The sequence below is a fragment of the Clostridiaceae bacterium genome (assembly GCA_012840395.1).
Lineage (GTDB): Bacteria > Bacillota > Clostridia > Acetivibrionales > DULL01 > DULL01.
In genome coordinates this window covers 31,012-43,797 of record DULL01000046.1, presented here as the reverse complement: position 1 = coordinate 43,797, position 12,786 = coordinate 31,012, and the positions used below count along the sequence as shown (strand labels likewise).

Here is a 12,786-nt window from a genome sequence, read left to right as displayed (position 1 = left end):
AATACAAAACTCCTCTCACTGAAAAACATACTTTTATTAAATAAATCCCCGGCTGAACAAAAAAATATATATTATCAGAAAATTACCCAAAAAATCAATGTCATTTAAATTTGCATTTTACATGGAAAAATGAAAAAATAAAAAGAATTGACAAGTAAATAATGGTATGTTACAATTATAAACTGCGTTATAATCTGGGGTGATGTGTCATATTTTCTTTTATATTTTATATAAAGAAAATTCATCCCTATACTCTTATTATAACATAGGAGAATAAATAAAACAATAAATGTTAATAATAATTTAATAGTTATGAGAAAGTAATAATAATTATTATATGTACTTTTATGAAATTTATTCAGAAATACAAGGAAAATAGTTTGTTACTATACTGTTCAGCAAAAAATGTAGAATCTTATGAGGTGATTTTATGGTTCATCCCGTACAACTGGGAAGAAATACTAGAATGAGTTATTCTAGAATCAAAGAAGTATTAGAAATGCCTAATCTTATAGAAGTTCAGAAAAATTCCTACAATTGGTTTCTATCAGAGGGTCTTAGGGAAGTGTTCAGGGACGTATCCCCGATTACTGATTACACAGGCAATTTAATTCTTGAATTTGTAGACTATTCCCTGGATGATAAACCCAAATACAGTGTAGATGAATGTAAGGAAAGGGATACTACATATTCTGCCCCTTTAAAAGTAAAAGTTCGCCTTATAAATAAAGAGACTGGTGAAGTAAAAGAACAGGAAATATTTATGGGCGATTTTCCGTTAATGACAGATAATGGAACTTTTATCATAAACGGTGCTGAAAGGGTAATAGTAAGCCAGTTGGTACGATCCCCGGGCATTTACTATTCCATGAAGATAGATAAGACAGGAAAAAAACTATATTCTGCAACTGTAATTCCTAATAGGGGAGCATGGCTGGAATATGAGACCGATTCCAATGATGTATTATATGTAAGAATTGATAGAACAAGGAAGTTGCCCCTGAGTGTTTTAATAAGGGCAATGGGATATGGAACTGATATAAGTATTACAGATTTAATGGGAGAAGATGAGAGAATTCTTGCAACCATACAAAAAGATAATGCAAAAACTGAGGAAGAAGGCCTGTTGGAAATATATAAAAGATTGAGGCCCGGTGAACCACCTGCAGTTGAAAATGCAACTTCTCTTATACATGGTTTGTTTTTTGATGCTAAAAGATATGACTTGGCAAAAGTTGGTAGGTTTAAATTTAACAAGAAGCTTTCTATTGCTTCCAGGATTAATGGATTTAGGGCTGCTGAAAATATAGTTGATCCTGAGACCGGAGAATTTATTGTTGCTGAGGGTGAAGTAATTAACAGGCAAACAGCGGCGAAGATTCAGAATCTGGGTATTAATTCGGTATATCTGGATATTGAAGGAAAGAGAGTAAGGGTTATAGGAAATAATACTGTAAATATAAAATCATACATTGATTTTAATATATCAGATATAGGTATTCCTGAATTTGTAAGATATGATGTTTTACGTGAAATTCTTAATGAAAAGAAGACAGAGGCTGAGATAAAAAGAGCTTTAAAAGAAAGAGCAGATGAATTAGCACCCAAACATATTACCCGGGAGGATATTATTTCTTCTATTAATTATCTTGTAGGTTTAAGTTATGGAATTGGAACAATAGACGATATAGACCATCTGGGCAACAGAAGGTTGCGTTCAGTTGGAGAACTGCTTCAAAACCAGTTTAGAATTGGTCTGGCTAGAATGGAAAGAGTTGTCCGGGAGAGAATGACTATACAGGATATTGATATAGTCACTCCCCAGGCATTAATAAATATAAGACCTGTAGCTGCTGCGATTAAGGAATTCTTTGGAAGCAGTCAGCTTTCACAATTTATGGATCAGACAAATCCTCTTGCAGAGCTTACTCATAAGAGGCGTTTAAGTGCGCTCGGACCTGGCGGACTGAGCAGGGAAAGAGCAGGATTCGAGGTTCGCGATGTTCACCATTCCCATTATGGACGTATGTGCCCGATTGAGACGCCGGAAGGTCCGAACATTGGTCTGATTAGTTCTCTCAGTACTTATGCAAGAGTAAACGAGTATGGATTTATTGAAGCGCCTTATAGAGTTGTTGATAAGGAAAAAGGTGTTGTAACCGACAAGATAGAATATCTTACCGCTGATGAAGAAGATGAGTTTTTTATTGCCCAGGCAAATGAACCTTTAACTGAAGACGGCAGATTTGTAGAAAAGAAGGTTGTCGCAAGATACAGAGATGAAATTCTTGAAGTAGAAGCTGAAAAAATTGATTATATGGATGTTTCTCCAAAACAGCTTGTTTCAGTAGCTACAGCGATGATACCTTTCCTTGAGAATGATGACGCTAACAGAGCACTAATGGGATCTAACATGCAACGTCAGGCTGTTCCCTTGATTAAGCCTGAAGCTCCGATAATTGGTACAGGTATTGAATATAAAGCAGCTTTGGATTCAGGAGTTGTAGTTATTGCAAAGAACAGCGGAGTTGTAGAAAAGGTAGCTGCAAACCAAATAATTATCAAGAATAATGATGGAAAAAGAGACGTGTATAAACTTCAAAAATATATGCGTTCAAACCAGGGTACTTGTATAAATCAAAGGCCAATTGTAAAAAAAGGTGACATTATTAAAAAAGGCGACGTTATAGCTGATGGTCCTTCAACAGACCAGGGTGAAATTGCCCTTGGGAAAAATGTCCTGATCGGATTTATGACCTGGGAAGGATACAATTATGAAGATGCTATACTAATAAGCGAAACACTGGTTAATGAAGATGTGTTTACATCTATTCATATAGAAGAATATGAAGCTGAAGCAAGAGACACAAAACTTGGACCTGAGGAAATTACCAGAGATATTCCAAATGTAAGCGAAGAGTCTCTTAAAGACCTGGATGACAGAGGCATAATAAGAATTGGAGCTGAAGTAAGAGCAGGAGATATATTGGTAGGTAAGGTAACTCCAAAGGGAGAAACCGAACTTACTGCTGAGGAAAGGCTTTTAAGGGCTATATTCGGTGAAAAGGCCAGGGAAGTAAGAGATACCTCCTTAAGAGTGCCTCACGGTGAATCCGGTATCATAGTTGATGTTAAAGTATTTACAAGAGAGAGTGGAGATGAACTTCCTCCTGGAGTAAATCAACTGGTTAGGGTATATGTAGCCCAAAAGAGAAAAATATCAGTTGGAGATAAAATGGCAGGAAGACACGGAAATAAGGGAGTTATTTCCCACATATTGCCTGTTGAGGATATGCCATTCCTTCCTGACGGCACTCCTCTGGAAATTGTACTTAATCCTCTGGGAGTTCCATCCCGTATGAATATAGGACAGGTGCTGGAAACTCACCTGGGCTATGCAGCCAGGGCTTTGGGCTGGGAAATAGCTACACCTGTTTTTGATGGCGCATCAGAAGAAGACATTATTGAAACTTTGCGTTTGGCAGGGCTTCCGGAAGACGGTAAATCTATCCTCTATGATGGAAGAACCGGTGAACCTTTTGATAACAGAGTTACTGTCGGCTATATGTATATGCTGAAACTTGCCCACCTGGTTGACGACAAGATTCATGCCCGTTCTACAGGACCTTATTCTCTTGTCACACAGCAACCTTTGGGAGGTAAGGCACAGTTCGGTGGCCAAAGATTTGGAGAAATGGAAGTTTGGGCTCTGGAAGCATACGGTGCCGCATATACATTGCAGGAAATTCTGACTGTTAAGTCTGATGACGTTGTAGGAAGAGTTAAGACTTACGAAGCCATCGTAAAAGGTGAAAATGTGCCTGAACCGGGAATACCAGAATCTTTCAAGGTTCTTATAAAAGAACTTCAGAGTCTGGCTCTTGATGTTAAGGTATATTCTGAAGAGAAAGAAGAAATTGCTATTAGAGAATCTGTTGATGAAGAGCTTGAAGAATTGACCGTTAATATAGAAGGCAAAGAGGATGAAACCCCAACACCCGAGTATGATGAGCTTGAAGATGACAATCTGGAAGATGATTTAAGTTTAGACGACTTTGATCTTGGTGATATAACAACTCCAGATGGAATAGAAGATATACTTGAAGACGACCTCTTTGTTAGTGACGATGATTTTGAAGACGATTTAGACGATGAGGACTTCTAAAGAAAGGGGATATGACCGTGTTTGAACTAAACAACTTTGATTCAATAAGAATAGGTTTGGCTTCTCCTGAAAAAATCAGGGAATGGTCAAGGGGAGAAGTAAAAAAACCCGAAACCATAAACTACAGGACGCTAAAACCTGAGAGGGATGGCCTCTTTTGTGAAAGAATATTCGGACCTCAAAAAGACTGGGAATGTCATTGCGGTAAATATAAAAGAATAAGGTATAAAGGAATAGTATGTGATAGATGTGGAGTTGAAGTAACCCGTTCAAAAGTCAGAAGGGAGAGAATGGGTCATATTGAGCTGGCTGCTCCGGTATCTCATATATGGTATTTTAAAGGTATACCCAGCAGGATGGGTTTAATACTTGATATGTCTCCACGTGCTTTGGAGAAAATACTTTATTTTGCAGCTTATGTTGTAATTGACCCCGGGCAGACTCCTCTTTCCAAGAAACAGCTTCTTACAGAAAGAGAATACAGAGACAGTCTTGAAAAATTCGGACCCAAATTTAAGGCAGGTATGGGTGCAGAAGCTGTAAAACAACTTCTTGAAGAAATTGACCTGGACCAGCTGTCAAAAGAATTAAGGGCAGAACTTGAGAATGTAACTGGTCAGAAAAGAGTAAGAACTATAAAAAGGCTTGAGGTTGTGGAAGCTTTCAGAAATTCCGGTAACAGGCCGGAATGGATGATATTGGATGTTATTCCGGTTATTCCTCCTGAGTTGCGTCCAATGGTACAGCTGGACGGCGGCCGCTTTGCCACATCCGATTTAAATGACCTGTACAGGAGAGTAATAAACAGAAATAACAGGTTAAAAAGATTATTGGATTTAGGTGCACCTGATATTATTGTAAGAAACGAGAAAAGAATGCTTCAGGAAGCAGTAGATGCTCTTATTGATAACGGAAGAAGAGGCAGGCCGGTAACAGGTCCAGGGAACAGATCCCTCAAATCTCTTTCCGATATGTTGAAAGGTAAACAGGGAAGATTTCGTCAGAACCTGCTAGGTAAGCGTGTTGACTATTCAGGACGTTCTGTTATAGTAGTTGGACCTGAGCTGAAAATATACCAGTGCGGACTTCCTAAAGAAATGGCACTGGAACTGTTTAAACCATTTGTAATGAAGAAACTTGTTAATGATGGCCTTGCTCATAATATAAAAAGTGCCAAGAGAATGGTTGAAAGGGTAAGAAACGAAGTATGGGATGTACTTGAAGAGGTTATCAAAGACCATCCTGTACTGTTGAACCGTGCTCCAACGCTTCATAGACTTGGAATACAGGCATTTGAACCGGTTCTTGTAGAAGGAAGAGCAATAAAACTTCATCCTCTGGTTTGTACTGCATATAATGCCGACTTTGATGGAGACCAAATGGCGGTACACGTTCCTTTATCGGCAGAAGCACAGGCAGAAGCAAGATTCCTTATGCTCTCCGCAAACAACCTGTTAAAACCACAGGATGGCAGACCTGTTGTTGTACCTACACAGGATATGGTTTTAGGAAGTTACTATCTTACAATTGAGCGTGAGGGAGAAAAGGGAGAAGGTAAGGTATTTAGTTGTCCTGAGGAAGTATTAATGGCCTATGACGAAAAAGTTATAGGACTTCACGCACGAATAAAAGTGAGGATGACAAAGAATATTGACGGAAAGCAAGTTAGCAAGCTAATTGAAACTACTGCAGGAAGATTAATATTCAATGAAGCTATACCACAGGACCTGGGTTTTGTAGACAGAACCAATCCTGATGAGATGTTTAATCTGGAAATATCTTTCTTAGTTGACAGGAAAGCATTAGGGAAAATTATAGACAGATGCATAAAGACACACGGAACTACAGAAACTGCCATTGTTCTGGATAAAATAAAGGCTCTGGGTTTCAAATATTCAACCAGGGGAGCTATAACTATTGGTATATCAGATATGATAATACCTGAGATTAAGAAGCGCTACATTGAAGAAGCCGAAGCAAAGATAGAGAATATCATGAAGCAATATAAAAGAGGGCTTATATCAGAAGATGAAAGATATAACTCAGTAATCAGTACATGGACTGAGGCCAGTGAAAATATAACTTCAGCATTGATGGCGAGCCTGGATAGATTTAATCCATTATACATGATGGCTAATTCAGGTGCGAGAGGAAATATCAACCAGATCAAACAGTTAGCAGGTATGAGAGGATTAATGGCTGATACGCAGGGAAAAACTCTGGAAATACCAATAAAAGCTAATTTCCGTGAAGGTTTAAATGTATTGGAATACTTTATTTCAACCCATGGTGCCAGAAAAGGATTGGCAGATACAGCACTCAGAACTGCGGATTCAGGTTATCTTACCAGACGTCTTGTTGATGTCAGCCAGGATGTAATAGTAAGAGAAGTTGATTGTGGTACCGACAAATACATTGAAGTTTCTGATATCTTAGATGGCAATGATGTAATTGAAGATCTTGAAGAAAGAATTACCGGAAGATTTGCTGCCGAGGATATTGTTAATCCGGAGACAGGTGAAGTAATAGTAGAAAAAGATACAATGATAAGCAGTGATATAGCCGGAAAAATTGTAAAAGCAGGTATACAAAAAGTAAAGATCAGGTCTATACTGACATGTAATGCGAGGTATGGCGTTTGTGCAAAATGCTATGGCTCTAACCTGGCAACGGGAGAAATGGTTAATGTTGGTGAAGCGGTAGGTATTGTAGCTGCTCAGTCCATCGGTGAACCCGGAACCCAGCTCACAATGAGAACATTCCATACAGGTGGTGTTGCCGGAGACGATATTACACAGGGTCTTCCTCGTGTTGAAGAGCTTTTTGAAGCAAGAAAGCCAAAAGGATTGGCAGTTATATCTGAAATTGCTGGTACCATAAAGATAAACGAATCCAAGAAAAAGAGAGAAATAATTGTTACATCCGACAGCGGGGAGGCCAAGAGTTATCTTATTCCATATGGTTCAAGGATAAAAGTCCAGGATGGAGATACAGTTGAAGCCGGTGACGAGCTGACAGAAGGTTCCGTTAATCCTCATGATATATTAAAGATTAAGGGAGTTAAAGCAGTACAGAGCTACCTGCTTCAGGAAGTTCAAAGAGTTTACAGGTTCCAGGGCGTTGATATAAATGATAAACATATTGAAATTATCATAAGACAGATGATGAAAAAGATTAAGGTTGAAGATGCCGGAGATACGAGACTCCTGCCAGGAGGACTTGTTGATAGGTTTGAATTTGAAAAAGAAAATGAAGAAGCTATAAAGAACAACCTGAAGCCGGCAACAGGAAAAGTAGCTTTACTGGGTATAACAAAAGCTTCCCTTGCAACAGATTCTTTCCTGTCTGCAGCTTCCTTCCAGGAAACTACAAGAGTACTTACAGAGGCTGCTATAAAAGGCAAGATAGACCCATTAGTAGGATTAAAAGAAAATGTTATCATTGGAAAACTTATCCCAGCAGGTACAGGAATGAGCAGGTATAAGGACATTCAAATAACTACATCAGCAGAGTAAAGGAAGAGGGACATTCCTTTCCGGGCAAGAAGATTTTCTTTTGCGTTAAGAAATGTCCCTCAATTACGTTAAGAAATGTCCCTCAGTTCTGTAACCCTCTCTCTGAGCAGGGTTAACTCTTGACAAAATAATATTATGGGTGATAGAATATTGCAGTGCATGAACCTGTAAGTAATCCTTTTTGGAGGTTAGGTTGTGTTAGAAAGTTTAAAGGGGAAAAATAAAACAGTAGGAATAAAGCAAACAGCTAAAGCAATAGCGGCTGATAAAGCTAAAGTTGTTTTCATTGCAAATGATGCTGACCCAAAAGTAACAGAAAATGTTATAACACAATGTAAATTAAAATCAATTGAAATTGTATATGTAGAAAGCATGAAACAGCTTGGTAAAGCTTGTGGAATAGAAGTTGGAGCAGCTGCTGCTGCTTTATTAAAATAAACTTGGATTATAGCTTTATATAATAGTTTATTTAAAAGATTATAACTTTGTATAAAAGTTTTACTCTATATTAGGAAATAATTATTGAAAGGAGGTGGATGGATGCCAACGTTTAATCAGCTGGTTAGAAAAGGAAGACAGACAGCAAAGAAAAAATCTGACGCACCTGCACTGCAAAGAGGCTTTAACTTTCTTAAGAAACAACCCATAGAAATTAGCTCACCGCAAAAAAGAGGTGTGTGCACAGTAGTTAAAACTACTACTCCAAAGAAGCCAAATTCTGCTTTGAGAAAAGTAGCCAGAGTACGTTTAACAAACGGAGTTGAAGTAACAGCATATATTCCCGGAATTGGTCATAATCTCCAGGAGCATAGTGTTGTTCTGATCAGAGGCGGTAGGGTTAAAGATTTACCAGGTGTAAGATATCATATTATAAGAGGAACTCTAGATACTGCAGGTGTTGCAAAAAGAATGCAGGGCCGGTCAAAATATGGTGCAAAGAGGCCAAAAACCAGTGCAGCTAAATAACAGAGATAAGGCTAAATAACAGAGATAAGTAAGAAGAGAAATTAAAAAGTGCAGGTACGTAGTTAATATATATTTTTTGTTTTTTCCAGTTAATCATCTATCTATAGTACACAGCACTTGACGATGGTTAGTTAAAAACTAACTCGAGTACCAATGATAGTATTATCATGAAAAGGAGGGAAGTAAAGTGCCAAGAAAAGGTCATGTTCCAAAGAGAGAAGTTCTGCCTGATCCAGTATATAATGACAAAGTAGTGACAAAACTTATAAATAAGATTATGCTTGATGGTAAAAAAGGTATAGCTCAAAAAATTTGCTATGGCGCCTTTGATATTATTAGGGAAAAGACAGGAAAAGATCCTCTGGAAGTATTTGAAGAGGCATTAAATAATGTTATGCCTGTACTGGAAGTAAAAGCCAGAAGAGTTGGTGGTGCCACTTACCAGGTGCCTGTAGAAGTAAGGCCGGAAAGACGCCAGTCCTTGGGAATCAGATGGCTGGTATCTTATGCTCGCGAGCGTGGGGAAAAGACCATGAAAGAAAGGCTTGCAGGAGAAATTATGGATGCAGCCAACGGTGTAGGCGGAGCATTTAAGAAGAAAGAAGATACTCATAAGATGGCTGAAGCTAACAGAGCTTTTGCTCATTACAGATGGTAATGTAAACGTGATGAACTATCGTAAAGTGAAAGGAGGGTGAAGATGCCCAGGCAAATCAATCTGGAGAATATAAGAAACATTGGAATAATGGCTCATATTGATGCAGGTAAAACTACAACTACTGAGCGGATATTGTTTTATACAGGGAAAGTTCATAGAATGGGAGAAACTCATGAAGGCGATGCAACTATGGACTTCATGGAACAGGAGCAGGAACGAGGCATTACCATTAGTTCTGCAGCAACTACCGCTTACTGGAAAGATCATAGAATAAATATTATTGATACGCCGGGGCACGTTGACTTCACTGTTGAAGTCGAAAGATCTCTTCGCGTTCTCGATGGTTCAGTAACGCTTTTTTGTGCAAAAGGAGGAGTTGAGCCTCAATCAGAAACTGTCTGGAGACAGGCTGATAAATATCATGTACCTCGAATTGCATATGTAAATAAAATGGATACTATAGGTGCGGATTTTTTTAATTGCATTCAAATGATGAAAGACCGTTTGCATGCAAATGCTATACCGATCCAGCTGCCAATAGGAAAAGAAGAGAATTTTCAAGGAATTGCTGACCTCGTAACAATGAGGGCACATTATTATAGGGATGAACTTGGCCAGGTTATAGAAGAAGGCCCAATTCCCGAAGAGATGAAAGATATTGTACAAAAATACAGGGACATTTTAATTGAAGCTGTTGCTGAACAAGACGAAGAATTAACTATTAAATATCTAGAAGGTGAAGAGCTGACTGAAGAGGAAATACGTGCAGGAATAAGAAAAGCTACTATAGGGGCAAAAATGGTGCCAGTATTGTGTGGTTCATCTTACAAAAACAAAGGCGTGCAGCAATTACTGGATGCAGTAGTATATTACCTGCCTTCTCCCATTGATATTCCACCAGTACATGGTTTTTCAACTGACCATGATGAAGAATTGGTGAGAAAGGCAGATGATAATGAACCATTTTCTGCTTTAGCTTTTAAAATTATAATGGACCCATATGTAGGAAAGTTGTGTTTCTTCAGAGTCTATTCAGGACAGCTAAAGGCAGGTTCATATGTGCTCAATTCAACAAAAAACAAAAAAGAAAGAATTGGCCGCTTACTGCTTGTGCATGCAAACCACAGGGAAGACGTGGATGCTGTTTACGCAGGAGACATTGCCGCAGCTGTAGGTTTGAAAGACACTACAACAGGGGACACATTATGTGATGAAAACCACCCTATAGTTCTCGAATCAATGGAATTTCCCGAACCGGTTATATCCATAGCCATTGAGCCAAAGAGCAAAGCCGGACAGGAAAAGATGGACATTGCCCTGCAAAAACTGTCAGAGGAAGATCCTACATTTAAAGTATACAACAATCCGGAAACAGGTCAGACAGTTATATCCGGAATGGGAGAACTCCACCTGGACATCATAGTTGACAGAATGATGAGAGAGTTTAAGGTCGAAGCTAATGTAGGTTCACCGCAGGTTGCGTATAAAGAAACTATCCGCAAACCTGTTAAATCTGAAGGGAAATTTGTAAGGCAATCCGGTGGTAGAGGACAGTATGGGCATTGCTGGATTGAAATTGAACCTCTCCCAAAAGGGGAAGGTTATATCTTTGAAAATAAAATTGTTGGAGGAGCAATACCAAAGGAGTTTATCCCTGCAATTGACGCCGGAATACAGGAAGCCATGAAAAGTGGAATATTAGGAGGCTATCAGGTCCTGGATGTAAAGGTTACACTTGTAGATGGATCCTACCATGAGGTAGATTCTTCCGAAATGGCATTTAAAATTGCTGCATCCATGGCATTTAAAGAAGGTTGCCGTAAAGCAGACCCGGTATTGCTTGAACCTATAATGAAGGTTGATATTGTGGTGCCGGAAGAGTATTTGGGTGACGTAATGGGTGATATAAACTCCAGGCGTGGAAGAATTTCCGGAATAGAAGCCCGTTCAGGCGCCCAGGTAATTACTGCTTATGTCCCGCTTGCCCAGATGTTTGGATATGCTACAGAACTGCGTTCAAAAACTCAGGGAAGAGGAGTCTTTACGATGCAGTTCAATAACTATGAAGAAATTCCTAAAAATATACAGGAATCCATTCTAAACAGGTAAGGTTTACAAACCTTCTGTAGACCTGTTTTTGGTAATCAGGTATTGCTAAGAAGGTATTGATTTAATTACAATGTAAGTATAGAATATTCATAAATAATTAATAAAAAAACTGGCATTTCAGTAAAATATACTGAAAAAGGAAGGAGAGTTAATAATGGCAAAAGCTAAGTTTGAAAGAACCAAACCACATGCAAACATTGGAACTATTGGTCACGTTGACCATGGAAAAACTACATTGACAGCAGCAATCACAAAAGTATTAGGATTCTTAGGAAAAGCTAATTTTACAGCATATGACCAGATTGACAAGGCTCCAGAAGAAAAGGCAAGAGGAATCACAATTTCAACTGCTCACGTTGAATACGAAACTGATAAGAGACATTATGCTCACGTTGACTGCCCGGGACACGCTGACTACGTTAAGAACATGATTACCGGTGCTGCTCAGATGGACGGCGCTATCCTGGTAGTTTCAGCTGCTGATGGTCCAATGCCTCAGACAAGAGAGCATATTCTTCTCGCTCGTCAGGTTGGCGTACCTTATATAGTAGTTTTCCTCAACAAATGTGATATGGTAGATGATGAAGAACTTATTGAATTGGTTGAAATGGAAGTTAGGGAACTGTTAAGTGCTTATGAATTCCCAGGAGACGATATTCCTATAATCAGAGGTTCAGCCCTCGCTGCCCTCGAATCTGCTTCACAGGATATTAATGCACCAGAATATAAGTGCATAATGGATTTAATGGATGCAGTAGACGAATATATACCTACTCCTGAAAGAGCAGTTGATATGCCATTCCTTATGCCTATTGAGGATGTTTTCTCCATCACTGGCCGTGGAACAGTTGTAACTGGTAGAGTAGAAAGAGGACAAATTAAAGTTGGAGACGAAGTAGAGATAGTTGGTTTAATGGATGCTCCAAGAAAAACAGTTGTTACTGGTGTTGAAATGTTCAGAAAGCTTCTGGATCAAGCTGTTGCAGGTGACAACATTGGTTGTCTCTTAAGAGGTATCCAGAGGAATGAAGTAGAAAGAGGACAAGTTCTTGCAAGACCTGGTTCAATTAAACCTCATACTCATTTTAAAGGACAGGTTTACGTATTAACTAAAGAAGAAGGTGGAAGACATACTCCATTCTTCAATGGTTACAGACCTCAGTTCTATTTCAGAACAACTGACGTTACCGGCGTAGCAGAATTACCTCAGGGTGTTGAAATGTGTATGCCTGGTGACCACATTAATATGACAATCAAGCTCATTACTCCTATAGCTATGGAAGAAGGCTTGAGGTTCGCTATCCGTGAGGGTGGAAGAACAGTAGGAGCAGGTACAGTTAGTGAAATAATTGAATAATAAAGGCTCTGTGATT

At 38.8% G+C, this 12,786-nt stretch carries 7 protein-coding genes; all 7 read left to right on the top strand.

Translation table 11 applies throughout. The features are described from left to right. Positions 1–430 precede the first annotated feature (430 nt). The 7 genes from rpoB to tuf all read left to right on the top strand — a co-directional run bounded on the left by rpoB (position 431) and on the right by tuf (position 12,770). Positions 431–4,165 carry a DNA-directed RNA polymerase subunit beta gene (gene rpoB, locus GXX20_05720; GenBank protein ID HHW31158.1) on the top strand — a complete coding sequence of 1,245 codons (3,735 nt, stop codon included), beginning with the start codon at positions 431–433 and terminating at the stop codon, positions 4,163–4,165. Positions 4,166–4,182: 17 nt separating this feature from the next. After that, positions 4,183–7,680: a DNA-directed RNA polymerase subunit beta' gene (rpoC, locus tag GXX20_05715; GenBank protein ID HHW31157.1), complete on the top strand. Its 3,498-nt coding sequence runs from the start codon at positions 4,183–4,185 to the stop codon at positions 7,678–7,680. Positions 7,681–7,875: 195 nt separating this feature from the next. Then, positions 7,876–8,118 (top strand): 50S ribosomal protein L7ae-like protein, encoded by a 243-nt coding sequence (locus GXX20_05710; GenBank protein ID HHW31156.1) that lies wholly within the window; start codon positions 7,876–7,878, stop codon positions 8,116–8,118. Between the two features lie 102 nt (positions 8,119–8,220). After that, positions 8,221–8,646, top strand: a complete 426-nt coding sequence (rpsL, locus tag GXX20_05705) for a 30S ribosomal protein S12 (protein HHW31155.1) — start codon at positions 8,221–8,223, stop codon at positions 8,644–8,646. Positions 8,647–8,833: 187 nt separating this feature from the next. Beyond that, the gene (gene rpsG / locus GXX20_05700; protein HHW31154.1) at positions 8,834–9,304 is read left to right on the top strand and encodes a 30S ribosomal protein S7; all 471 of its coding nucleotides are present in this window, start codon (positions 8,834–8,836) and stop codon (positions 9,302–9,304) included. A gap of 42 nt (positions 9,305–9,346) precedes the next feature. After that, positions 9,347–11,413 carry an elongation factor G gene (gene fusA, locus GXX20_05695; GenBank protein HHW31153.1) on the top strand — a complete coding sequence of 689 codons (2,067 nt, stop codon included), beginning with the start codon at positions 9,347–9,349 and terminating at the stop codon, positions 11,411–11,413. 154 nt (positions 11,414–11,567) lie between these two features. Beyond that, entirely contained in the window at positions 11,568–12,770 is a 1,203-nt protein-coding gene (gene tuf / locus GXX20_05690) for an elongation factor Tu (GenBank protein ID HHW31152.1), read from the top strand. The last annotated feature ends 16 nt before the right edge of the window (positions 12,771–12,786 follow it).

Excerpts from the sequence above, each read along its gene's own strand:
- fusA (HHW31153.1), top strand. The coding sequence starts at position 9,347 with ATGCCCAGGCAAATCAATCTGGAGAATATAAGAAACATTGGAATAATG.
- rpsL (HHW31155.1), top strand. The coding sequence starts at position 8,221 with ATGCCAACGTTTAATCAGCTGGTTAGAAAAGGAAGACAGACAGCAAAG.
- rpoB (HHW31158.1), top strand. The coding sequence starts at position 431 with ATGGTTCATCCCGTACAACTGGGAAGAAATACTAGAATGAGTTATTCT.
- tuf (HHW31152.1), top strand. The coding sequence starts at position 11,568 with ATGGCAAAAGCTAAGTTTGAAAGAACCAAACCACATGCAAACATTGGA.